This window comes from Brachybacterium equifaecis, from assembly GCF_023509525.1.
GTDB lineage: Bacteria > Actinomycetota > Actinomycetes > Actinomycetales > Dermabacteraceae > Brachybacterium > Brachybacterium equifaecis.
In genome coordinates this window covers 34,180-57,229 of the sequence record NZ_JAKNCJ010000012.1, presented here as the reverse complement: position 1 = coordinate 57,229, position 23,050 = coordinate 34,180, and the positions used below count along the sequence as shown (strand labels likewise).

Below are 23,050 nucleotides of genomic sequence, written 5' to 3'. Positions count from 1 at the left end.
GCGACCATCGCCACCCCGCTGGACGAGCAGGGCCAGGCTCTGCCCTCGGGCACGAGCTACACCGCCGGCGACGGCGCCCCCGCGTGGGCCACGGTCAACACCGACGGCTCCATCTCGCTGGCGCCCGGGACGGACCTCGAGGTCGGCTCCTACACCGTCCCCGTGGTCGTGACCTACGCCGACGGCTCCAAGGACGCTGTCAACGTCCCGGTGACCATCACCGCGGCCGACGTGGTCGTGGAGCCCACCCCGGAGCCCGAGCCCACCCCGGAGCCCGAGCCCACCCCGGAGCCCGAGCCCACCCCGGAGCCCGAGCCCACTCCGGAGCCCGAGCCCACCCCGGCTCCGGAGCCCACCCCGGCTCCGGTGACCACCCCGGCTCCGACTCCGGTGACCACGCCGACCCCTGTCCAGGCTTCGGCTGACGATGGGAACAACGGCGGCAACGGGAGCAACGCCAACAGCGGCGGCAACGGCTCGAACGCCAACAGCGGCGGCGCGAACGGTGCCACCGGCGGCGAGCTGCTGGCGGAGGCCGAGCAGGACTCCGCTGCTCGGAACTTCGGGATCGTCGCGACGATCCTGGGCCTGTTCGGTCTCGGGGCCGCTGGCAACGCCGTCGTCCGCAACCGGCGCGATCGCAAGGCCGGCAGCATCGGCTGATCGCGAGCATCGCCTGACCCGGAGGCTCGGGTGAGGTGAAGGCGGGCGCCAGGTTCCTTCGGGGGCCTGGCGCCCGCTTCTCGTCCTGGGTGGGAGTGCTCGCGCGTACCCGGGATGACCACAGCGCAGGCGAAATCAGGAAGGCGGTCGGACGTGGCCCAGCAGGACAGGATGACCAGGCGCATGCTCCTCGGCGGGACGCTCGTCGCCGGATCGGCCGGAGCGCTTGCAGTGCTGAACGTGTGGCCGCAGGAGGTCGCATCTCCGTCTGGATCCTCGCCTGCGACGTACGACCCCTCTGCCGGCAGGGAGACGCTCAGCGATGGCCGCCAGGTGGTTCTCGAGGATCCGATCAGCCAGGAGCAGGTCGACCAGATGGACGTGCAGCCCTCCGGCCTCCGGATGGAGGTTCCGGCCGCCGGGATCTTCGCCGAGATGCGCTCCATGCACTCCTACCTCGGCGAGGACGGCGTGAAGATCCTGAACCCGCCGACCAGCGAGCATCCGTACTGGGTGCGCGACTGGGCGGATCCCGTCGACGGGACGGGGATGGTGGTCGTCGCGACCCACTCGGTACGCGGGCTCCCCGAGATCCCGGGCTCGCGACTGATCGACATCGACGCCGGCAGGTCCACCCTTTCCCCGGGCGACGTGATCCTCATCGGGGATCGCCGCTTCGAGGTGACGGTGGTCCACGAGGAGTTGAAGGGCGACCTCGCGGGCGATCAGGAGATCTGGGCGGACATCCCCGGCAAGCTCCTGATCGTCACCTGTCTCCAGCGCAGTGCGGGCAAGTCCCAGAAGAACATCGTCATCGAGGCGATGGAGTCTGCGGTGGACGGCACGTCTCTGGGCAGCGACGGCGGCGCGTAACACCAGGAGTACACACCCCTGCGTCTCGAAGGAGAACCAGTGACCACCAGCCCGACACTGAAGGAGGTCAGCGCCCTCGCTCGATCTCTGACCCCCGATCAGCTCGCCGCGGGCCACCGCGCCATGGAGAAGAACGGGATCCCCATGCGCTCGGCCGAGCGCGCCGCCGGCCTGGTCGGCGCCCCCGACTTCGCCGTCACCTCCGCCCTGACGAAGGACGTGCCGGAGCTTCCCCATTCCTCCCGCTACTTCCTGGCGACCTGCGCGACGTACGCTCGCGCTGCCTCGAAGGAGGGGCTGGAGGACCGCCATCGCACCGCGCTCAAGGCTCCGTGGGAGGCGATCGCCAATGGCTGATCTGTTCGCCGAGACCCTGCTCGATCATCCGGACCTCCAGGACGTCCTGATCCCTGCCGGTGAGAGCGCAGAGGCCGCGAACGCGCCTCGCGGCTGGCAGGTCTGCCCGTTCGATCCCGAGCCGCTCCGGGAGCTCTCCCCCGCCGGTGCCGCATGAGCGCCGAGGCGAAGTCACGCCGCGCGCTCGATGCCGATGATCTGCGGGAGATCGCGCGCCGGACGGCGGAGGCCTGCGAGAAGCCGGAGGTCCAGCGGGCACGACAGGCGCTTCTCGACGCGACGCTCGAGTCGTCCTGCTCGCCGTTCGGCATCGAGATCGACGCACAGGTGCGCTCGATCATCCAAGGGAAGGCCTCCGCCCTCGAGGGCGTGAGCGCGGGCATGGCGAGCTCGGGGCTCCGGTGGGACCTCGCAGCGCGCGAGGCTGCTGCCGCGGGGCTCGTGGATGCCGATGACGTCGCTGTTCTCCACCACGGAGTCGGAGCAGAAGCGGGCTGAGCCGTCCGCGAGAGCAGAGAGCGCGAGGCGCCTCAGGGGATTCCCCGGAGGCGCCTCGCTCGTGTGAGGACGCGGCTCAGGCGACGAGGCCCGTCGGCGCCGATACGGAGGCATCCTGCGCGAGCCCCAGCGCTTCGTCTCCGCGTGCGAGGTGCGCGGCGGCCCGCAGTACCCAGGCCGGCTCGGGCGCGACGGCGATGATCCTCCCGCCGATGTGCCACAGCGCGATCCGCTGGAGCAGATCAGAGCAAGGAGCCGGGCCGAGCGCGCGCAGCTGCGCCTTCGTCGTGGCGGCCGCGCGCGCCTGGGCGATGGTCTTCGGCTCATCGGCAGATGCCAGCCAGGTGAGCATGCGCCCGGAGATGCGGAAGACCTCGCCGATCTCCTCGAGCTCGCCGGCGCGGAGCTGCGGGAAGTCCTCGAGGTAGGCGCAGGCGAGCCATACGGGCCTCGGGGCCCTGGCCCGGGGGATCTTCACGATGCCGACGCCGAGGCTGTCGCGGGCGTTTTCGCGCTGCCTGCGGGCGCCGTCGACGGCATGGAGGATCGCAGTGGAGGGGTTCGCGTAGTGCTTCACCTGCGTGGCGACGCCGTGCATAAGGCGCACGTCGCCCACGTCGTCCCTCCGGCCCGCTCCGAGGTGCCGCATCGCGTCGTCTCGCATGTGCTCGGCGTGCTCGCGGGCGAAGTAGGCGAGGTACTCGCGCTCGGCCCGATCGCCCTTGTTCTTGCTGGGGTTGCTCATGTGCGCGGATACGCACTCCGGGCGTCGCCCAGCGCGATAACCGGGGCTTCCGTGCGAACCCCCATACGCGCATTCCATCATCGGTGCGGATGTGTGAGGCTCGTGCCATGAGAATCGCGATCGCGTCCACGAAGGGCGGCCCCGGCAAGACGACCACGGCCATGCACCTGGCCCAGGCGCTCTCGCAGCACGGCACCACCGAGCTGTGGGACTCCGACCCCCAGGGCAGCGCCACCGAGTGGGCTTCCACCGTGGAGGACGACGGGCTGGAGCTGGACTTCGTTGTCCGCCCGGTCAACGTTCGCACTCTCGAGCGCGCCGCGAAGGGGCTGGGCGTCACCACCGAGCATCTGGTGATCGACACTCCTCCTGGGCACGGCAGCGTCATCGACGCGGCCATCCGCGCCAGCGACGTCGTCATCGTCCCCACCGAGGCGAGCGCCATGGACATGGCCCGCATGTGGCAGACGATCGACAGCACCGGCGACGTGCCCCGGGTCATCCTCATCACCAAGTCGCTCCCGCACACCCGCTCGCACCGCTCCGCCGTTCAGGCGATCGTCGACGAGGGCGCGCCCATGTTCGAGACCGTCATCCGGCGCCGCGAGGCCGTGAAGTCCGCCTACGGCTCGCCGCTGCGCGCGGACCGCCTGCACGGGTACGCCGAGGTCCTCGCGGAGCTCACCGGCGCGCTCGGCATCGCCCTCGATGGCAAGCGCGATCCCGACGCGCAGTCCTGACCTGAACCGCAAGGAGCCTCCATGAGCACGACCCTGCACCCGGACATCACCTTCCGATCCGACATGACCGTCCAGCTGGTCCGATCCGCCGCGCAGGACGGCGATGTCGTCTTCGCCGCGCGGGTCTCGACCCAGGGCGAGAAGACCCTCGAGACCGCGGGGAGCGAGGCGTCCGACCGCGATCGCGGCCTGATCCGCTACCTCATGCGCGATCGCCACGGCAGCCCCTTCGAGCACACCTCGTTCACGTTCTTCGTGGAGGCGCCGATCTTCGTGTTCCGCGAGTTCATGCGGCACCGCGTCGCCTCGTACAACGAGGAGTCGGGCCGCTACCGGATGATGCGCCCTGTCTTCTACGTGCCCGGCCCCGAGCGCCGCCTGGTGCAGGTCGGCAAGCCCGGCGCCTACACCTTCGAGCCGGGCTCGCCTGAGCAGCACGCGCTCGTGGAGCGCTCCGTGCGCGCGCAGTCCGAGGCGGCGTACGCCTCCTACCTCGAGATGCTCGAGGCAGGGGTGGCCCGCGAGGTCGCGCGCACCGTGCTCCCGCTGAACCTGTACTCCTCGATGTACGTCACGATGAACGCGCGGGCGCTGATGAACTTCCTGTCCCTGCGCACCGCGCGCGAGGGGTCGGCCTTCCCGTCCTTCCCGCAGCGCGAGATCGAGATGGTGGCCGAGCAGATGGAGGCCTTCTTCCGCGAGGCCATGCCGTTCACCTACGACGCCTTCGAGCAGGGCGGCCGCGTCGCCCCCTGAGGGCCCCGCCGCCCACGACCGACCCGGAATCCGCACCCGCACCACCAGGAGAGAACCATGAACGACCTCGCATCCAAGATGAGCCGCCGAGCCCCCGCGAAGACCGCACCCGCCACTCCCACCGTGGCACGCACCCTGCGTGACGATGCCCCGGACGCGCCGACCAAGCGCCTGTCTGCGGAGATCCCCGCCGACCTGATGCGCCGGCTCAAGATGCGCTCCGTGGAGGAGGACCGTGCGATCCGCGAAGTCCTCATCGACGCGCTCGAGGACGCACTCAAGTAGTCCGGGGCGATCAGCTCGCCTGGAGCCGCCGGCCGATCGCAGACCCGCGCAGCGCCCCTGCCCGGTGGCTCCGCGCGGCTTCGTCGAGCGTGTCCATGAGCAGTCCCAGCAGCGCAGTGGTGTCGGTGTGCACCGGGATCAGCGCCGCGTCCACGTCGCCCAGAGCCGACCGGCAGATCCTGCCCATCTCGGAGAGAGCGGACGGGCGCCCCGCCGCGGCAGCATGAGCGATGCTCGAGTGCTCCTGCGGATCCGCCAGGCCCGAGAACCCGCCATGCCGAGCCAGCGCCGACACTCCCTGCGCGCGCAGCATGATCCGCGAGCTGATCCTCGCCGCCTCGAGCTCGGTCAGAGGAATGCGGCGCGGACCGAGGAGCAGGTGGAAGTCGCGTGTGCTCCCCACCTCCACCATTCTGCCGAGCAGGTGCTTCGAGATGGTCACCTCGCGCATGCCCACGAGCCGCTCCCCCATGGCGGAGGCGTCATGGATGCTGGTCTCGGGGCTCCACATCGCCGCCATGGCGACCTCGGATGCGCTCGTGAGGGCGCTGATGAACCTCGAGGTGGAGACTTCCCGCAGGTATCGGCCGACCGGCACGAGCGCCTCGTCCTCCCGGGGAGCGGCGATGACCCACAGCGGGTGATGCTCCAGGACGCGCAGGTGGATCGCAGGCGAGGAGATCGGGCCCTCCACTCCCCACGACCAGGCGCTAGCGGTGCAGCTCAGTACGGTGTGGTGGCACTGCGTGATCCCGGCGCTCGACATGTCCGACATGCTATTGCGCGCATGACGTGCACGTTCTCAGCGGACGCGCCGAGCGCTCAGAAGTCCCAGTCCTCGTCGTCGGTCTCCTCGGCCTTGCCCATGACGTAGCTCGAGCCGGAGCCGGAGAAGAAGTCGTGATTCTCGTCCGCGTTCGGAGACAGCGCGGCGATGATCGCGGGGTTCACCTGGACCTGGTCCTGAGGGAACAGCGGCTCGTAGCCGAGGTTCATCAGGGCCTTGTTCGCGTTGTACCGCAGGAAGGTCTTCACGTCTTCGGTCCAGCCGACCGGGTCGTAGAGGTCCTCGGTGTACTCCTCCTCGTTGTCGTACAGGTCGAGCAGGAGGGACATCGTGTAGTCCTTCATCTCGGCCTGGCGCTCGGGGGAGGCCTGCTCCATGGCCTTCTGGAACTTGTATCCGATGTAGTAGCCGTGGACCGCTTCGTCGCGGATGATGAGGCGGATGATGTCGGCGGTGTTGGTCAGCTCGCCGCGGCTGGACCAGTACATCGGCAGGTAGAAGCCCGAGTAGAACAGGAAGGACTCCAGCAGCGTGGAGGCGACCTTGCGCTTCTCGGGGTCATCGCCCTGGTAGTAGCCCATGACGATGCGGGCCTTCTTCTGCAGCGCCTCGTTGTGCTCGCTCCAGCGGAACGCCTCGTCGATCTGCTTCGTGGTCGACAGCGTCGAGAAGATCTGCGAGTAGGACTTCGCGTGCACCGACTCCATGAAGGCGATGTTCGTGTAGACCGCCTCCTCGTGGGGGGTGATCGAATCCGGGATCAGGGAGACGGCGCCGACGGTCCCCTGCACGGTGTCCAGGAGCGTCAGGCCTGTGAACACGCGCATGGTGAGGGTCTGCTCGAGCTCGCTGAGCCGGCCCCAGGAGGGGATGTCGTTGGAGAGCGGCACCTTCTCGGGGAGCCAGAAGTTCCCGGTCAGGCGGTCCCAGACCTCGAGGTCCTTGGGGTCGGGGATCCGGTTCCAGTTGATGGCCTGGACGCTCTTCTTCAAGTGGTCGCTCATGATGCTCCTCGGGGTCTGGTGCTGCAGGCGGTGGTCCTCATGGATGTGCCGCGGGTGCGGCTGGGGCGTGCTGTTCGCCCGCTGCGCGCTCAGCGGACGCTGCGCAGCAGGAAGGACACCAGGCGCCGGTCCGCGGTGCGCGCCTGCGTCTCGTCCTCGGTGAACCACTCCCCGAGCTCCTGCATGAGCTGCTGGGCGGTGACCAGGCGGTTCTTGTCGGTGCAGTGCCGGGCGTCGAGATCCACCGGCCGGCCGTCCTTGGGGTGGACGACGATATACCCGCGCACCCGCACCCGGCGAAGTCCCCGCTCATGCTTGATCATCTGGGCGTACGAGGTCACGGCCGTATGCATGTGGACGGGGCGGTGCGCGAAGGCCGTCCCGCCGGCGGAGCGCTGGGCGACGTTCTCGAGGTCTGCGCTCATCGCGTAGGAGCCGCTGGCCCAGGCCTTGGAGTCGATGAAGGCGACCTTGTCCCCGCAGACGACGGCGTGGTCGACGTCGGCGCTGGCGCTACCGGGGAAGCGCAGGCCGTTGACCGTGCGGACACCGGGGATGCCCTGGAGGTAGAACTGGATCTGCGCGGCGGTCAGGCGCTCGCCTTCGATGCCGTCCATCACCTGCTGGTAGCCGAACTTCTCGATCGCATCGTTCAGGCCTGCGCCCGGGTCGCCCCAGGAGACGAACTCGCGCAGCGACCCGGCCGGCACGAACCGGCGCGAGCACACGATGCCGTGCTTCGCGAGGAGCATCCCCAGCGCGCTCGCCCACGCAAGCAGCAGGGAGGACACGACCGACGGTCCGACCTCCGCGCCGGGAGTGAGGATCACGGCGCCCGTGCCGATGATGATCGCCGCGGCTGCAAGTCCCAGGCGGAAGCGTAGGCTTCCCCGACCTGCGATGGAGGCGAGGCACGAGAGCAGGACGCCGGCGGCGATGATCCCGGCTGCGGGGAGGATCATCGTCGCGACCACCCCGAGCGCGATCGCGACGGCGCCGAGGATCCACCACGCGCGCACGCGCACACCGGGGTGGGCGACGATCAGCTCGGCAGGCTCAGCACCCTCTGCCTTTCGTAGCCACGGCATGCCTTCGATGTCGACGTGCTCGCGCGGCAGCGGACCGTCGTACATGGCCTCGGGCACCTGCACCGCCCAGCCGGAGGGGGCGGAGGATGCGCGGCCGCCGCGCGGCGCTGCGCCGGCCTGAGCTCCCGGGCCGGAGGACGGCGAGCCCGATCCGCCCTGAGCGCCCGTCCCGCCGGCAGTGCTGGAGTCGGAGCCAGCAGGCGTAGAGGAGACGCCGATCTCGTGGTCGTAGCTCGCGCGCTTGTCCGCATCCGACAGCACCTGGTAGGCGTTCTGGATCTGCATGAACACCGGTGCCATCGCCTCGCCCGCCGCATCCGGGTGCGTCTTGCGGGACAGGCGCAGATACGCCTTCTTGATCTCCGCGGCATCGGCGTCCGGCTTCACGCCGAGCAGCTCGTACAGGGTCACCTGGAACGTGGTCATCGCGGGCCTGCCTTCGGCTTGGAGGTGAGGGTCCGTCGCACCCGCAGGCCCTTGTCGGCCTCCGCCGGCGACATCTTGGACTCGGTGATCCGCTGCTCCCAGCCCGGCGCGTAGACCCACGTCAGGTGGCTCATGTGGCGGGACGTCATCACGCACAGGCGGCCGTTGTCGAGCGCGTGCGCGGAGACCTGCTTGAGAGAGGACAGCGGGTCGATCGCGATGACCGCATGCCACTGGCCGCCCTGGAGGGAGTCCGCGGTGCCTACGACGATCCGCCCGAAGCCGGCCGAACCGAGCAGAGCGCTCACCCGGGCAACGATCTCGTTGCGCGCGGCGACGATGCACACGTCGCTCTGCTGGATCGGGCGGACGATCACCTGTCCGTCCCGCTGCGTCTCGTGCAGGGTCGCGCCCACGATCGACGCGGCGCGACGGGCGAGGATCTCCGCCTGCTGCGGTGCGGTGAGGTCGGCGCCGATCTCCAGCGCTTCGATCTCCGCGAGCCCCTCAATCCGCTTCGGCGGGCGCTCAGAGTGGAAGGGGAATGGGTACAGCGGGGCGATCGCCGCAGCAGACTCCTGTCCGATGCGGAACGTGCACGGCAGGGTGAGGATGCGGGCGTCCATGCGGGCGAACACCTCGGGCGCCCGGGCCGCAGGTGCGTCCTCGATGCCGCGCCAGGGGGCGACATCGTGCTGGATCACCGGGCCGATCTGGCCGGGGTCGCCCACCAGGATCAGCTGCTGGGTAGCGTCAGCCGCCTCGAGGAGGTTCGCGTAGGTCGTCTGGTAGGACTCCTCGGAGATCATCACGTCCACCAGCGGCTGGGAGTGCTTGGCGGAGTGGACGGTGGTGACCTCCACGAACCGCTCGGGCTGGATGATCCGCCCGTCAGGGCCTACCAGGAAGTCGTCCTTCTCGGTGATGACCCCGGGCGGGACGACGCGGTCCATGTCCTTGACCTTCGCGGTGGCGGGGCCGGCGACGGAGACGATCTTCGCCGCGAGCTCGAGGCAGGCGTTGTTGGTGGGCGCGACGATGTGGACGGTCAGCTCGGAGTTCTTCAGGAGCCAGTTCACGAGCTCTGCGACGAGCGACGACTTCCCGGCACCGGGCGGCGAGTTCACGATCGTGACGGGGCGGCCCTCGAACACGGAGTGCAGGGCGGCGGCCGCGACGGAGCCGGGAACGAGCTGGGGGCTGCCCTGCTGCGAGGCGGGCACGTCGCCGACCATCTGGGTGAAGCGCATGTCGCCGGTGGGCGTCACCAGCCCCAGGCTTGAGGCGTCGAAGATCCTCGCCTCGTCGGTGTCGTCGGCCATCATGTGTTCCTTCGCTCGTGGTCGTGCGCAGGTGCGCTCAGGGGGTGATGTCCCGCAGGCGGGAGGGTCAGACCGGGCGGGGCGCTGCCAGCACGTCCCAGATCAGGTCCTCGGCATCTCGCCTGTGCGGCAGGCCGTCGTCGTCCAGCTCGGCGGGCTCGATCTGCCAGGAGGCGGCGAGGATCCGCTCGAGCGGGATGTCGAGGATCCCCGCGATCTCACGAAGCGTGCGCTCGGCGGACAGCAGGCGCCCGACGACGGACGGCACCTGGAGGCCTGGGGCGACATCCGCGCTCGAAGCCCAGTCGATGAGGGCGTCCTTCACCAGGCTCATCGCGAGATCCAGCAGCGAGAGGGCTGCCTCGGCGCCACGGGACGGCTGGGGCGAGGCGGGGATCAGCTCCGGGAACTGTCCGAGCGCGGCGAAGATGCCGTGGATGCGCCGCACCGCCAGGAGGATTCCGCCGCTGGTCTGCGCGAGATCGTGCCTGCGCAGACCTTCGGCGAGGCGGCAGACATCGCCCATGAGGCACGCCAGGGATCCTCCGAGGTCGATCATCATGCGCTCCGGCTCGTCGACGGATAGGCACAGCGCATCGCGCAGGCGGTGAGCCTCGGCGATGGGGTCGGCGGCACGGACGGTGGATGGGCTGGAATCGGTCACCCTCCCAGTACGCGAGAGCCCCGCGCCCCAGGGAGATTCCCAGGTGCGCGGGGTCTCCGCGTCACCAGCCCCAGCGACTCCTGCGCTCCTTCGCCCGCTCGCGCTCGGCCTTCTTCTCCGCGCGGTCCTCCTCGATCCAGCGCTTCGTCGACTCGTGCGTCTCGTCGGGCACGGTCGCTGCCTTCGCGACGACGGCGGGGATCTCGCGGATGTAGCTGGAGTGCTCCGGATCGCCGAGGAGGTTCGCGTACCACTTCACCTTGGTGCCGTCGACCATGCGCTGGACGCTGTGGACCGGCTCGCGCTGGAAGGACTCCGCCTGAGTGACGATCTCGCCCTCCTCGGTCCGGACGAGCTGCCTCTCCCACTGCTCGAGGCGGTCCTGCTCGCGCTGAGTGAGTGCGTCGCGGTTGCCCCAGAACTCCGTCTGGGCGCGGGCCGCGCGTTCCTCCCACTTCTTCTGGCGCTCTGCCTTCTGCGCCTCGCGCTCGACGATCTTCTTCGTGTCGAGCTCGGTGTTCTCGGCGTTGATGGGGATGCCGTAGGTGCCGCTGGGGAGCTTCTCCCGCTCCCTGTCGTACTGGTCCTTCGGCATGAGGAACACGGTCTCGGCGCCGTCGGATTCCCGCTTGGCGGTGAGGCTGACGTAGCCCTCGCGCTCCGCCGTCGAAGCGCCGGTGACGCGGAAGGAGTCCTTGTGCTTCTCGGCGAACTCGCGCTCGCGCACCTTGCCGGACTGCTCGGCGGTGACGGGGATTCCGGTCGCCTGCTCGTACTCGTCGGGGAACCAGTTGCGCACGTCTGCGAGGGCATCCTGCTCGGAGCCATCGCGGCCGAGGCGCTTCCAGTGCGTGTTCTCCGAGGCATCGTTCGCGAACGCGCTCGGGAACGTGGCGACTGCGATCTTGTACTCGCAGTCCTCTTCGTACCACCCGCCGGGACGTCGCAGCGGCGCCGGCACGAGCCTGTTGCGCTCGGGCGAGAGCTTCACCCCGCCGTGTCCCTCGCAGGAGACCTCCGCGATGCCCGGGGCGATGTCGTAGACGTGGTTCACGGCTCCCCAGGCGGGCCGGCCGGAGTCGGTGTTCGCCTCCTGGGTGAAGTCGCGGTCCTCGTCGGCTGCGAAGCCGGGGATCTTCTCCGGTGCTTCGGGCTCGGGGGCATCGTCGGCGCCGGCGTCCCAGGACGCATCGCCGAGGCTCACGCCGTCCGCGCGCCCGTGCTCCTGCTCGCCGAACTTGCCGTCGGACTTCCTGGCGCTCTCTCGCGCGGATGCGGCTCGGCCGCTGATCTTGGTGCTCATGGCCTCCTATGTGCCGCTGCCTGCCTCGGTCGTTACGCGCCACCGGTCCGATCGCGGCGACGGCGGTACATACCCCGGCATGAGCGAACCGACGACCACCACGCGCACCGCCGCCGCCGGCACCTCCCTGGTGATGGGGAAGCCCTTCGGCGCAGCCGACCTCGGCGAAGTGCTCCCCTCCCCGGAGGATCCCATCGGCATGCTTCCGCCGGAGATCCCTGCGGCGGCCGCGCGCGCATCCCAGCTCCTGGACCGTATCCACGGCCCCGGCCCCCATCTCGAGCAGCTCGCAGACGGCGAGCACGCCGAGCTGATCGCGCACCTGTCCCGCCTGGCGGAGGCGATCACCCGCCTCGAGCGCGAGGAGGCCGGGGACATCGCCGCCCATGAGGACGACTGGCCGTTCGACGTGGAGACCCGCGCCGAGCAGCTGGACGCCTACGAGCACCGCGGCACGACCCCTCGCGGCGGCGACGATCCGAGCACCATCGACTACACCTCCCTGGCCTCCCATGCGCTCGACGACTTGCGCGCCGCATCCCAGGCATGGACCGCGTACGCCCAGGCCGTCTCCGCCTCCCGTCCGCGCGCCACCACGGGGGCGGCGGCATGAGCGAGACGGTCCGCTCCGGGCGTCCCGGCCTCGACATGCTCGGCTCCATCCCCGATGTGCTCGCGGTCTCAGCCACTCGCGCCGAGGGTCGCAGTCGCTCAGCGGCGGTGCGCAAGGAGCTTCGCCAGGCACCCCTCGGCATCGGCCCCCAGAGCAACCCGTACACCGCGTTCAAGCCGCGCCGGCGTCCGGTGATCGCAAGCCCTGAGGTGCCGTGGGGCGCGTACATGAAGGCCGTCAGCAAGCACGTCGCCCAGCACGGCGGGCTCCCGACGCTCGGAGACAACGCGGTCCTCGCCGCATGGCTCACCCGTCAGCGAGAAGCGCGGGAGAACGGAGACCTCACGTTCAAGCAGGCCAGGTCCTTGAATGAGCACGCCCCCGGGTGGCAGAACCCGCCGGCCACCGACGGCAAGGACCGCCGGCCTCTCGAGGAGAAGATGCGCCAGCACCTGTCCGCGGCGCGCGCGAGCTCGACGAGGGCCTCCTGGCTCGGCTCCCAGCGCGTCTTCGACTCCGCACTCGAGGGGTGGCGCGCCACCGTCCAGGACCGTGCCTGCACGGAGTGGATCGGACGCTTCGACCAGTGGCTGGCGACGCAGCGCGAAGCCCTCCAGATCGGACTCCTCCCCCGGCACCGCGGCCTGGCGCTCGATCGCGTCTCCCCTTCCTGGCGGCACGAGAGCGAGCTGTGGTTCCACGACCACCTGATCCGCTACCTCGCGTGGATCCGACGCGAGAGGACCCTCCCCACTCGGGCCATGGACGACGCCGAGGCGCGCGAGCTGTCGCTGTTCCTCGCCGCCATGCGCCGCTGTGACGTCAAGGGCTGGATGCCCGAGGCATGGGGACTCCAGCTCGATGTCCACCTGCCCCTGTGGCGGGAGGAGCGGTTCCGCGTCTTCGTCCGCGACATCGCCAAGGCGCTCGACCACGAGGACTACCCCTGGCCGCTCGCTCCCGGCGAGAAGGCCTAGCAGGGCCGGGATCGAGAGCTGGCAGCGCGCGGCACATAGGGGTGCATGAGCACTAAGAGCACCGCGCCGGCCAAGGGCGCCGCACGTCCCCGTTCGCTGCGCAGCCGCCAGTGGGCCGAGGACAACGTCATCCGCGACTCCAAGGGCCGCTTCATGGCCTTCCTGAACGCGAAGTCGCACGCCAGCATCGACGGGCGTCCCATGTATGCGACCGCCGAGCAGCTTGACCAGCGCTCGCGCGAGCTCGAGGAGGGAGGCTTCGTCCGGGCGATCGCCGAGGGCGCCTACTACAACCCCCGCAAGACCGGTGGGCAGGCCCAGCTCGAGCAGTGGTGGGACACGCGCCGCATGCAGTCCGAGTACACCGACTCCGACAAGGGCATCCCGCAGATGCCCGACGACTGGACACCGAACCGCGCCGCGGGCAACTCCCTGTCGGGGCACCGGCGCACCTACCGTCGGCTCTACAAGGGCAACGGGATCTCCATGCGCATGCCCAGCGCCGCGTCGATCCGCTCCTTCGCCGAGACGCAGGACGGCAAGTCCTTCGACGTGCCGGTGGAGGCCGCGTTCCCCGGCGGCACGGTCTCCGGGTGGGTGCGCTGCCGGCGCACCGAGGACGGCCTGTGGATGACGCAGGGGCTCGACTTCCACGGGCGCCAGGCGCAGATCCAGGAGGCCGTGAGCGCCGTCCTCGAGGCGCGCAGGGTCACGACGGCGCTGTCGGGGGTGGAGAGCCTCGATGAGCGGCGCCTGAACCGGCTCAGCCGCGCGGGCGCTCGCGTGATCCCTTCGGAGGGCGGGTTCATGGAGGGCTTCGCGGTGAACCCCGCGGCCGGCGTCACCTTCACGAAGATCCGCGACAAGGTCTACGCGAACGCTGTCGTCTCGAACCTGCGCGAGATCGCGGCTCTCAGCGGCCCCGAGCAGGGGCGGTTCTACAACGAGCGGATCCGCTCGGCGCCGCCTCTGGGTCTCGCGCAGACCTGCGAGAAGTGCCAGGCCGTCTACCATCCGTCCTTCGGCACTCACATCTGCATGCGCTCGGCGTACACGGGTCCCCGGGAGCTCGCCGATCCGATGCTCGATCAGAAGCGACAGAGCTCGGGGATCCTCGCCGGGGTCCTCTCGATCTTCGGCCGGGACGCGCGCAAGGTCCGCGCCGCGAGCCGCGACTCGTCCCTGGACAGAGAGCTGGACCTCAGCGACCAGCGCTCCTGACCGGCTTTCCGGTCCACCCAACAGGCCGTCGTCAGCGCATCGCCGCGGCGACGGCCTGCGGCATCGCATGCTGGATGCGCGGGCGCTCCGTGCCCCGCAGCCATCGCTTGTTCTCGATCTTGATCGCGAACGGGCTCATCACCGACTTCGACAGCAGGACGTGGACGCCGTTCCTGTCGGCGCGGTCCAGTGAGGCGATGTCGTTGCCGACCCAGCGGTACGAGAAGGTCTCCTCGTCCGAGTAGGGCTCCTTCCGGCTGCGCCTGGTCGACGGAGTGAGGGCCAGACGGACCTCCCCCGCATCCTCGAGGGCGACATCGCGGACGCTGACTGCGATCTCCCGGGCATCGCGCTCCTCGAAGCGCAGCAGCAAGCGGTCGCCCTTCTTGAAGCGGAGGGTCTGGCTGTCCATGACCACGTTCACCGGCTCCTCCTCACCGCCCGGGACCCCGTAGGCGATGTGGGCGCGCACCAGGTCGCCGCCGGCGAGGGCTCGCTCGCGCAGGTTCGGGTCCATCGTCTCGATCATCGAGAAGATCGCGCCTGCGGACTCGCACTGGGCGTTCGCGCGGATCGCCGAGGCACCGGAGGCGATGGCTCCGTTGGAGAGCGCCCGGTCCGCAGCCTTCGCGAGCTGGACGAAGAGCTTGGAGTTCACGGCGCTCGGCGTCGCGTTCGTCGAGACCAGGCGGGCCCAGGCGTCCGCGAGGTCGTCGGCGGGCGTGGACGCCGGGATCTGGAAGGCGGCCAGCCACGTGGACATCGCGTTCACCGGCAGGGCATCGGGGATGAAGTAGCGCAGCGACGCGCAGCGCGTGAACAGCACCACCTGCGGGCACACGGTGAGGGATGCGCCGATCTGGAGGATCCTCGCTGCCACGCGCCCGATGGGGTCCCCGCAGTCTCGCAGCGCTTCGACGGCCCGGGCGTGCGTGCGGGGCGTGTCGAAGACGATGGGGCTCGCCCCGCGGTAGGGCGCCGGCGTCCGGGTGAGGCGCTCCGCCTCCTCGAGCGCGATCCTCGAGGAGGGGCGGGCGCCGCCGCTGGGGTTCGGCTCGCCGGGCTTGGACCAGAACTCGAAGGTGCCGGTGATGCGCTTCTCGATGCGGCGGCCGGCGGAGTCCTTCGCCTCGACCATGCGGGTCTGCACCCCGGGGCCGAGCGCGGAGTAGAGCACCTCCGCGGCGAAGCCTGCGATGTCGTGACGCACCGGGGAGCCCGTGGTGACGACGTAGTCGAAGCCGTGGAGGTTCCGCTGGGCGAACACGAGCACCGGCTCGGAGGCGAACGGGGACAGCGGGATCGCCGAGAGCCGCTCGATTGGCACGTTCGCCGCGGCGGAGCGGGCGCGCTGATGCGCGTCGAAGTCTCCCGCCGACTCGAAGGCCTGCTGTGCGTCCTGGGGTTCGCTGTCCTGGAGTGCGTTCACGGCCTGGGATGTACCGCGCGCCGTGCGCTCAGACCGTCGGGCGCTCGGGCGAGGGTGCGGCCTCGGGCGCCGGAGACTGCTCGGGCGCGGACGTCTGCTCGGAGGCGTCTCGCAGATCCGGCGAGGCACCCTCCAGGGCCTCCACGCCGGCGTCCACGAGCTTCATCGCCTCGGGCTCGAAGCGGGCGATGACCTCCTCGAGCGCCTGGTCGAGCTCGACGATCGCGAAGCCGATCAGCTCCTCTGTCGTGCGGCTGACCTCGATGTTGGACTCGGCGTCGTCGATCAGCTCGTCCAGGTCCACGTCCCCGAGCGGTCGCGCAGCATGACGTGCGAGCACCACGACGTAGCGCATCTGCTCGAGCACGTCCTCGAAGGTGAGCTGATCGTGGTCCGCCTGAGTGCGGTCGATCATCTCCGAGATCCCGCGGAACGTGATCCAGCGGCTGAGCGCGAACATGCCCGGGAAGGCTTCCTGTGCGACGTCGTAGACGCGGATCAGCTCGTCGGTGTCAGGGAACTGGGCATCCAGGTCCAGCGCCTCGAGCTCGGGATCCTCGGCGCCGTTCATCCAGTCCTGGATGCGCGCGCGGACGCTCTCGTCGTCCAGGTCGTACCCCAGGGAGGCGAGGATGTCGCGCCACTGCCCCGTCGTTGGATCGTAGAGACCGGTGGAGATCACCAGCAGGCAGATGCGCAGCGCCCACTCGTCGTCGGTCTCGAGCCGCTGGCCGCCCTCGCCGTCGGCGACCGGGTAGCGGTCGTGGACGTTCTCGGGCAGCAGGAACAGGGGGCTCTTCAGCGCCTCCGCCTTCAGGCCGGCCCAGCGGCTCTCGCCCTCGGGAAGGGTCTCATAGCGCGGGATCGGAACTGAGGACAGGTAGGACAGCACCATCCGGTTCGGCGGGAGCCCGGTCAGCAGGGACATCTCCTCGAGCCGGCCGTGCAGCTCGTCGACGTCTCGGGCGGGCGTCAGGGCGTCGCCGGGTGCGGCGAGGAACTCGTGGGTCTTCATGCCCTTGACCATGCGCATCTTCTCGGCGCCGAGCACGCAGGGGCAGCTGGGGCCGGATGTTCCTGGGCTCGGGAGGCCCCGCGTACCGGGAGGCATGGCCTTCACACACCTCCACGTCCACTCGGAGTACAGCCCCAAGGACTCGATCGCGAAGATCCCCGCGATCGTGCGCAAGGTCGCGGCCGACGGCCAGGGCGCCGTGGCGATCAGCGACCACGGATCGCTCGGCGGCATCTGGGCGCTGCGTGAGGCAGCGAAGGACGCCGGCATCAAGCCGATCCCCGCGTTCGAGGCCTACCTCGCGCTGTGCCCGCGCCCCGGAATGACCCGCATGGACCGCCACGAGGAGGAGGTGCCCCGCGATGAGGCGGACACCGACGGGCTCGGCACGACCAAGGGCACGAAGACCCGCCGCTACCACCACCTGACGGTCCTCGCCCGCACCCGCGAGGGCTGGGGCAACCTCATGCAGCTGCACAACCGCGGATACGAGGCCCAGTGGTACGGGACGCCGTTCATCGACTACAACATGCTCGCCACCAAGGCGGCCGCCAAGAAGCTGCGCATCCCCGCGCTCGAAGCGTTCGGAGACGGCATCGCCGTGCTCACCGGGTGCCTCGGCGGGCCCGTGCAGGCGCCTCTGAGCCTCGCGATCCGCGCCGACCGGGAGGCCGCAGAGCGGGACGCGCGCGAGAAGTCCCGCAGGCTGGCCGCTGCGGAACACACCGCCCGGGCCGCAGAGCTCGAGAGGTCCGCGGGCGAGCACGCCGAGCAGTCCCTGCGGCTGAAGTCGCAGGCGGAGGAGTTCTCCCAGCAGGGGCGGGAGGACATGGCCGAGGGCCCCGCGCGCGCCGCGCTCGAGCAGGATGCTCTGGCTCAGGCCGCACATGGCGAGGCCGCCGCGCAGAATCATTCAGCCCAGGCCGCAGAGCAGGACGCCGACAGCCAGGGTGGCCTCGCCGAGGTCGCCCGCGAGACCGCTGCCGCCCGACGATCCGAGGCCCGCACGAACCTCCAGCGTCTGATCGACGCTCTCGGCAAGGAGAACGTGCACGTCGAGGTCATGTACCACGGCATCGACCGGGAGCGGGAGATCCTCGCCGAGCTGTTCGCTCTCGCAGACGAGTTCGGGCTCCTGTGCGTGGCGACCGGCGACTCGCACTGCGTCGAGCCGCACGAGGAGTACGCGCAGGACGCCTTCCTCGCCATCGGCTCGAAGAAGCTGCTGGACGATCCGCACCGCTGGCGCTTCAACGGCCAGGGCTACCACGTGAAGTCCGAGGCCGAGATGCTGGAGGTCTTCCCCGAGGGCGATCCCCTGCGCGCGTCCTGGCAGCAGGCCTGTGCGAACACGCAGATCGTCGCGGATGCGGTGGATGCGGACGTGATCCCGGAGCCCGAGATGCGCCTGCCGAAGTTCCCGGCACCCGAGGGCATGACCAGCGCCGAGCTGTTCACCGATCTCGTGTGGAAGGGGGCTAAGGAGAAGTTCCACGAGCAGATGGATGCCGATGGGAACCTGCCGGCGGCCATCATCGAGCGCATTGAGCACGAGATCGGAGTGGTCCTGGACAAGGGCTTCGCCGACTACTTCTTGATCCTCTGGGATGTCGTCGCGTGGTGTGCCAGCGACTACACGGCGGACGACTGGATCGCCATGCAGAAGGGGATGGCTCTCCGACCGGACCGCGAGCGGAAGAAGCCGATCTCCACCGGACCCGGCCGAGGGTGCCTCACCGGCGACGCTCGTGTCTGGACTCCCGAGGGCTACAAGGCCCTGCGCGACATCCGCATCGGCGACACGGTCCGCACGCACACCGGCGCGCTGCGCGAGGTCGCCAACACCTTCGCCTACGACATCGACGAACCCCTGACTAAGCTCCGGACCTTCTACGACGGCGCCGACGGCGCCACCATGACCGGCGACCACAAGGTCCTCGCGGTGAAGGCGGCTAGGGAGACTGAGCCCGGCCGATTGGCTCAGGGATACAGGTGGGCGCCGAGCCAGAGGCTGGAGCGTCAGTGGATCCCCGCGGACGATGTCGAAGTCGGGGACCTGCTGTGCATCCCCCGCCCCACATCGCCGGGCTCGGCACCGTCCCGGATCGACGTCGCACCGTTCCTGGGGCCCGCGCCCGACGGAACCGCCTACACGGTGACGGAGACGGAGATCATCGAGAAGGTCGCCACCAACCGGCCCTACGCACACTCGATCCGCGAAGTGTCCGTCAAGTCCGGAGTCTCCCGGAACGCGGTTCAGGCAGCCATAGCGAACACCCGTGCGGGAATCACCGACGACGAAGAGCTCAAGGGGATCGCCCGCACCCGCTGGGGGACTCTCGTGGAGAAGCGCCTCACGACTCAGATGCGCACCCGGGCCACTTTGCTCGAGTATCTGCGAGATGCCGGATTCCCGAGCATGAAGACGTGGATCGAGCATCTCGACGAGAACCGGTTCCGGACGACGAGCACCCCTCGCTACATCGAGATCGGGCCGGACTTCCTGTTCGTCCTCGGTGCGTGGGCATCCAACGGCTGGACCCGCACGGACTCCGGCCGAGTGACGGGATGGGCGACCCAGCGCTCCAAGGACGACGGCACCATCGCGGCAAAGATCAAGTCCGTCTGGGGCATCGAGCCCCACGCCGCCGATCACGCGACGCATGATCTCCGTCAGTTCATCGTGCGCAGCGCCGCGATCTGCTCCCTCTTCGAGCACCTTGCCGAGGCCTACCGCCAGCGTGCTGAGACGAAGCACCTCCCTGCCTGGGTGTCCGATCTCGATGCCTCGCAGAAGCGTGCGCTCCTGGGCGGACTGTGGTGGGGCGACGGCTGCGTAGACCGCGACGGACGCTGGGGATACACGACCGTCTCCGACCGCCTCGCGCATCAGGTGCGAGATCTCCTCTGGGCTGTGGGCGCCCCCGCCGGTGCCTCACTGGCGACGCGGAAGGACTCTCGAATCGAGTTCTCCAACACCCTTCCGTCGTGGCTTGTGCGCACGAGCCCGGGCTTCGACGGCACAAACATGCGCGCTTCGATCGGCTTCGTCGACGACGGCTACGTCTACCAGCGAGTCCGCGCCGTCGAAACGGGGATCTGCGAGAGCCGGGTCTACGACATCGAAGTCCCCGACGACCACTCGTACATGACCGACTCCTTCGTCGTGCACAACTCCGCCGCCGGCGCTGCGGTCTCCTACTGCCTGGACATCGTGGGCGTGGACCCCATCGAGGCGGGCCTGCTGTTCGAGCGCTTCCTCGCGCCCGACCGCAAGGGCATGCCGGACATCGACACCGACTTCGAGTACCTGCGCCGCGGCGAGGTCCAGGAGTTCCTGCGACGCCGCTGGGGCCGCGACAACGTCGCTCTCATCGGCACCTACAACCCCTTCCTCTCCAAGGGGGCGATCAAGGCCGCCGCCCGCACCCTCGGCCTCAGCGACCTGGGCGAGAAGATGGCGAAGCTCGTGCCGATGGTCGGTCCGAAGCCCCGGCCCTTCGCCCAGTTCGTCCCCGAGGGCTCCGAGCACGGCGGAGACCTGCGCGAGTTCGTGGCGACCGAAGGCGAGAGCGCCCAGCGAGTCCTCGCGCTCGCACAGGCGCTGGAGGGCGTGAAGGCCAGCGAGTCGATCCACGCCTGCGGAGTGCTGGTCTCCCCCGAGTCGCTGGTGGATCTGATCCCCCTGCGCCTGCACACCGACAAGAAGACGGGCGTCCAATCGTGGGTGACCCGCTGGGAAGGCCCGGAGCTCGAGGACTTCGGCATGCTCAAGATGGACATCCTGGGCCTGCGGAACCTGGACATCGCCCGCTACTGCGAGGACCTGCTGCGCGAGGCCGGCGAAGACATCGACCTGGACGCGGTGGACGCCTCCGACGTCTCCGATCCTCGGGTCCTGCGCACCTGGCAGATGCTCGCCGCGGGCACCACCTCCGGCGTATTCCAGCTCGAGAGCGCCGGGATGACGCGCCTGCTCGTCGAAGCGATCGGCGGCCTCCTGCGACGCGGTCTCGCGCCCACGATGGCGGACCTCTCCACCATTATCGCGCTGTACCGGCCGGGCCCCATGGGCGAGCGGATGCACGAGACGTGGGCGGCGATCAAGGCCGGCACCCTCACGAGCTCGTACGCGCAGTTCACTCTGGACCCCACCGAGCAGGCGGTCATCGCCGAGATCCTCGATGAGACCGAAGGCGTGATCGTCCTCCAGGAGCAGCTGATGTTCCTGGCGCAGTCGATCTCCGGCTTCGGCCCGTACACGAAGTCGAAGCTGCAGAAGGCTGTCTCCAAGAAGCAGATGGCCGAGCTGAACAAGCTGGAGACCCTGTTCATCGACGGCGGCGAGTTCGCCCTCCCGGACGGTGGCGTCGAGATCGTCCCCGGCGGCGTCTCGCAGTTCGAGCGGCCCGACGGCACGACCTCGCCCGCGTTCCAGCGGCAGACCCTGGTCGCCCTGTGGGAGACGTTCAAGGCGTCGGGCAACTACCTGTTCAACAAGGCCCATTCCTTCGCCTACGCGGTCCTCGCCTTCGAGACCGCCTACCTCAAGGCGAACTGGCCGCTGCAGTACGCCGCCGGTCTGCTGGTGCGCACGGAGAAGGTGGAGGCCCGCCGGGCGATGCTCTCGGAGCTGGGACGCTCCGGCGCCGAGGTCCTCCCTCCTGACCTGAACATCGCCGGCCCTCACACCTTCGCCGAGGAGTCCCGGATCGTCTTCGGCATCGCCGAGGTGAAGGGCGTCTCCGAGCAGTCGGCCGCGGCGATCGTCGCCGAGCGCGAGCACGCGGGACCGTTCCGCTCGTTCGCGGATGCCGCCGAGCGCCTGACCCGCGCGGGCGAGATCGAGGACGGCAGCGGCACGCAGGTGCGCCCCTCTGTGCCTGCGAAGGAGATCGCCGCGCTGATCGCCGCCGGCGGACTGGACGCCTTCGGGCCCCGCAGAGAGATGACGCGCCTGATCGGCGGGTACGTCGCCCCGACGAAGACTGCCTCCCCGATCCCGCTGACCACCGAGGACGTGACGGTGCTGCCCGGCCTGGACTGGTCGCCGGTGGAGCGCTCGGCCCGGCAGATGGGAGTCCTGCGCGTCGCGCTCGGACAGCATCCGATGCAGACCCAGGAGGTCGCCGACCTGCTGGGCACCTGGTCGCCTCACACCTCCTACGGGTCTCGGGGCGACGGCATCGTGCGCCGCATCTGCGCGGCCGGCTCCTACGTGGAGTCGAACGCCGCGGTCACGGTCGCGGGGATCCTCTCGAGCTGGCGTCTGATCGAGCGGGAGACCGGCAACTTCGCCTTCGCTGTCATCGAGGACGGAGAGGACACCATCGAGGTGGCGATCTGGAACCGCGTGCTGCGCAGGATCGAGCCGGCCGACCTTCCGGGGCTCGGCGACCTCGTGGTCATCACGGGCAAGGTCGAGCGTCGCAGGCGCACGACGATCGTCAGCACCGGGGACGCCGATTCCGACGCGCAGGCCGGGGATGACCCGGATGCCGAGGGCGCCGTGAAGGTGGAGGAAGTTGTCGATGAGCTGCAGATCGCAGCCGATCAGGTGAGCACCGTCCGCACCGCCACTCCTGAGCACGGCCCGGCACTGCCGCCGCGCGTGAGCGTTCAGAGCGTCTTCGAGGGGATGACGGCGAAGCTCCAGGGCGCCGAGGAGGCGAAGAAGCCGCAGCGCAAGCGGGCGACCAAGTCCCAGTCGGAGATCCCTGGAGTCGCCGAGGGGCAGGGCGCTGGGCGGAAGGCGGAGGCCGCACCGCCCGCCGGCCCCGGCCCGCACGCGCAGGCCCCTGTCCAGGCTCCCGACCGGGCGGAGGAAGCTGCCGCCCTGGCCCTTCCGGCCGACCCAGACGGCTCCGCTGAGACCCCGATGCCGGATGCGCCTCCGCCGTCCCTGCCTGCCGCCGCAGCACCCGTCGCGGCGCCGCTCGAGGTTGCCGCTCGCACCGGCGGAGAGCCCGGGGCGCTCGCAGCGGTCTGGACCGCTCCTGGGCGGGACATCCCTGTGCAGACCCGGCCGGAGAGCCCGGTCGCTCCGGCGGCCGAGAACCCGGCTTCCACCTTCGGCATCCCGAGGGGCGAGCACATCGCCCCGAGGAGTGCCCCGACCAGCTCGCACCCCCTCCTGGACGACCTGAGCGCCTATGCGGCTCTCAAGCGGGGAGGGATCCAGAGCTCCTGAGCACGCGACCGTCGCTCCCGGGAATCTTCCTGGGCAGGCGATCGGCCGCGTACTCGGAGTGAACCCCGTGCAGGGCCTCTGCACATCTTCCGTC

Annotated in this window: 21 protein-coding genes; 12 read left to right on the top strand and 9 right to left on the bottom strand. The window is 69.9% G+C overall.

Translation table 11 applies throughout. The annotated features are described in order from the left end of the window. The 5 genes from Bequi_RS13565 to Bequi_RS13545 all read left to right on the top strand — a co-directional run. The coding region (locus tag Bequi_RS13565) for a Rib/alpha-like domain-containing protein (RefSeq protein ID WP_249738475.1) at positions 1-663 on the top strand (663 nt) is incomplete at its 5' end. A gap of 171 nt (positions 664-834) precedes the next feature. Then, entirely contained in the window at positions 835-1,536 is a 702-nt protein-coding gene (locus Bequi_RS13560) for a class F sortase (protein WP_249738474.1), read from the top strand. Between the two features lie 39 nt (positions 1,537-1,575). After that, on the top strand, positions 1,576-1,893 hold the full coding sequence (locus Bequi_RS13555; RefSeq protein ID WP_249738473.1) for a hypothetical protein: 318 nt from the start codon (positions 1,576-1,578) through the stop codon (positions 1,891-1,893). Continuing rightward, on the top strand, positions 1,886-2,050 hold the full coding sequence (locus Bequi_RS13550) for a hypothetical protein (RefSeq protein ID WP_249738472.1): 165 nt from the start codon (positions 1,886-1,888) through the stop codon (positions 2,048-2,050). Before Bequi_RS13555 ends, Bequi_RS13550 begins: the two co-directional genes overlap by 8 nt. Beyond that, positions 2,047-2,391, top strand: coding sequence for a hypothetical protein (locus tag Bequi_RS13545; RefSeq protein ID WP_249738471.1), 345 nt, complete (start codon positions 2,047-2,049; stop codon positions 2,389-2,391). The genes Bequi_RS13550 and Bequi_RS13545 overlap by 4 nt, the downstream gene beginning before the upstream one ends. A gap of 76 nt (positions 2,392-2,467) precedes the next feature. Here the strand turns inward: Bequi_RS13545 and Bequi_RS13540 are convergent, their stop codons facing one another. Next, positions 2,468-3,136, bottom strand: a complete 669-nt coding sequence (locus Bequi_RS13540; RefSeq protein WP_249738470.1) for a hypothetical protein — start codon at positions 3,134-3,136, stop codon at positions 2,468-2,470. 107 nt (positions 3,137-3,243) lie between these two features. Between Bequi_RS13540 and Bequi_RS13535 the strand changes: the two genes are divergently transcribed. Genes Bequi_RS13535 through Bequi_RS13525 form a run of 3 tightly spaced genes read left to right on the top strand, consistent with a single transcriptional unit; the run spans position 3,244 to position 4,917 of the window. Continuing rightward, entirely contained in the window at positions 3,244-3,876 is a 633-nt protein-coding gene (locus Bequi_RS13535) for a ParA family protein (protein ID WP_249738469.1), read from the top strand. Positions 3,877-3,897: 21 nt separating this feature from the next. Next, positions 3,898-4,632 (top strand): FAD-dependent thymidylate synthase, encoded by a 735-nt coding sequence (gene thyX, locus Bequi_RS13530; RefSeq protein ID WP_249738468.1) that lies wholly within the window; start codon positions 3,898-3,900, stop codon positions 4,630-4,632. Between the two features lie 57 nt (positions 4,633-4,689). Further along, complete coding sequence (locus Bequi_RS13525) at positions 4,690-4,917, top strand: hypothetical protein (protein ID WP_249738467.1); 228 nt, start codon at positions 4,690-4,692, stop codon at positions 4,915-4,917. A gap of 10 nt (positions 4,918-4,927) precedes the next feature. Here Bequi_RS13525 and Bequi_RS13520 read toward each other — a convergent pair whose 3' ends face one another. From Bequi_RS13520 to Bequi_RS13495, 6 genes are all read right to left on the bottom strand, one after another. After that, positions 4,928-5,683 carry a hypothetical protein gene (locus Bequi_RS13520; protein WP_249738466.1) on the bottom strand — a complete coding sequence of 252 codons (756 nt, stop codon included), beginning with the start codon at positions 5,681-5,683 and terminating at the stop codon, positions 4,928-4,930. 56 nt (positions 5,684-5,739) lie between these two features. Further along, complete coding sequence (gene nrdF, locus Bequi_RS13515) at positions 5,740-6,735, bottom strand: class 1b ribonucleoside-diphosphate reductase subunit beta (protein ID WP_283775030.1); 996 nt, start codon at positions 6,733-6,735, stop codon at positions 5,740-5,742. A gap of 62 nt (positions 6,736-6,797) precedes the next feature. Next, the gene (locus Bequi_RS13510; RefSeq protein ID WP_249738464.1) at positions 6,798-8,222 is read right to left on the bottom strand and encodes a J domain-containing protein; all 1,425 of its coding nucleotides are present in this window, start codon (positions 8,220-8,222) and stop codon (positions 6,798-6,800) included. Continuing rightward, entirely contained in the window at positions 8,219-9,544 is a 1,326-nt protein-coding gene (locus Bequi_RS13505) for an AAA family ATPase (protein WP_249738463.1), read from the bottom strand. Before Bequi_RS13505 ends, Bequi_RS13510 begins: the two co-directional genes overlap by 4 nt. 67 nt (positions 9,545-9,611) lie before the next feature. Then, positions 9,612-10,208, bottom strand: a complete 597-nt coding sequence (locus Bequi_RS13500; protein ID WP_249738462.1) for a hypothetical protein — start codon at positions 10,206-10,208, stop codon at positions 9,612-9,614. A gap of 61 nt (positions 10,209-10,269) precedes the next feature. Beyond that, positions 10,270-11,511, bottom strand: a complete 1,242-nt coding sequence (locus Bequi_RS13495; protein WP_249738461.1) for a DUF7007 domain-containing protein — start codon at positions 11,509-11,511, stop codon at positions 10,270-10,272. A gap of 79 nt (positions 11,512-11,590) precedes the next feature. Between Bequi_RS13495 and Bequi_RS13490 the strand changes: the two genes are divergently transcribed. From Bequi_RS13490 to Bequi_RS13480, 3 genes are read left to right on the top strand one after another with little or no spacing between them, the layout of a single operon-like run. Continuing rightward, positions 11,591-12,124 (top strand): hypothetical protein, encoded by a 534-nt coding sequence (locus Bequi_RS13490; RefSeq protein WP_249738460.1) that lies wholly within the window; start codon positions 11,591-11,593, stop codon positions 12,122-12,124. Beyond that, the gene (locus Bequi_RS13485) at positions 12,121-13,101 is read left to right on the top strand and encodes a helicase associated domain-containing protein (RefSeq protein WP_249738459.1); all 981 of its coding nucleotides are present in this window, start codon (positions 12,121-12,123) and stop codon (positions 13,099-13,101) included. Before Bequi_RS13490 ends, Bequi_RS13485 begins: the two co-directional genes overlap by 4 nt. Before the next feature lie 45 nt (positions 13,102-13,146). Then, positions 13,147-14,322 (top strand): hypothetical protein, encoded by a 1,176-nt coding sequence (locus Bequi_RS13480; protein ID WP_249738458.1) that lies wholly within the window; start codon positions 13,147-13,149, stop codon positions 14,320-14,322. Positions 14,323-14,353: 31 nt separating this feature from the next. On the opposite strand, the gene Bequi_RS13475 is transcribed toward Bequi_RS13480, so the two are convergent. Further along, on the bottom strand, positions 14,354-15,751 hold the full coding sequence (locus tag Bequi_RS13475; RefSeq protein ID WP_249738457.1) for a hypothetical protein: 1,398 nt from the start codon (positions 15,749-15,751) through the stop codon (positions 14,354-14,356). A 28-nt stretch (positions 15,752-15,779) separates the two neighbouring features. Then, entirely contained in the window at positions 15,780-16,778 is a 999-nt protein-coding gene (locus Bequi_RS13470) for a hypothetical protein (protein ID WP_249738456.1), read from the bottom strand. An 82-nt stretch (positions 16,779-16,860) separates the two neighbouring features. Between Bequi_RS13470 and Bequi_RS13465 the strand changes: the two genes are divergently transcribed. Next, positions 16,861-22,956, top strand: coding sequence for a PHP domain-containing protein (locus Bequi_RS13465; RefSeq protein WP_249738455.1), 6,096 nt, complete (start codon positions 16,861-16,863; stop codon positions 22,954-22,956). The last annotated feature ends 94 nt before the right edge of the window (positions 22,957-23,050 follow it).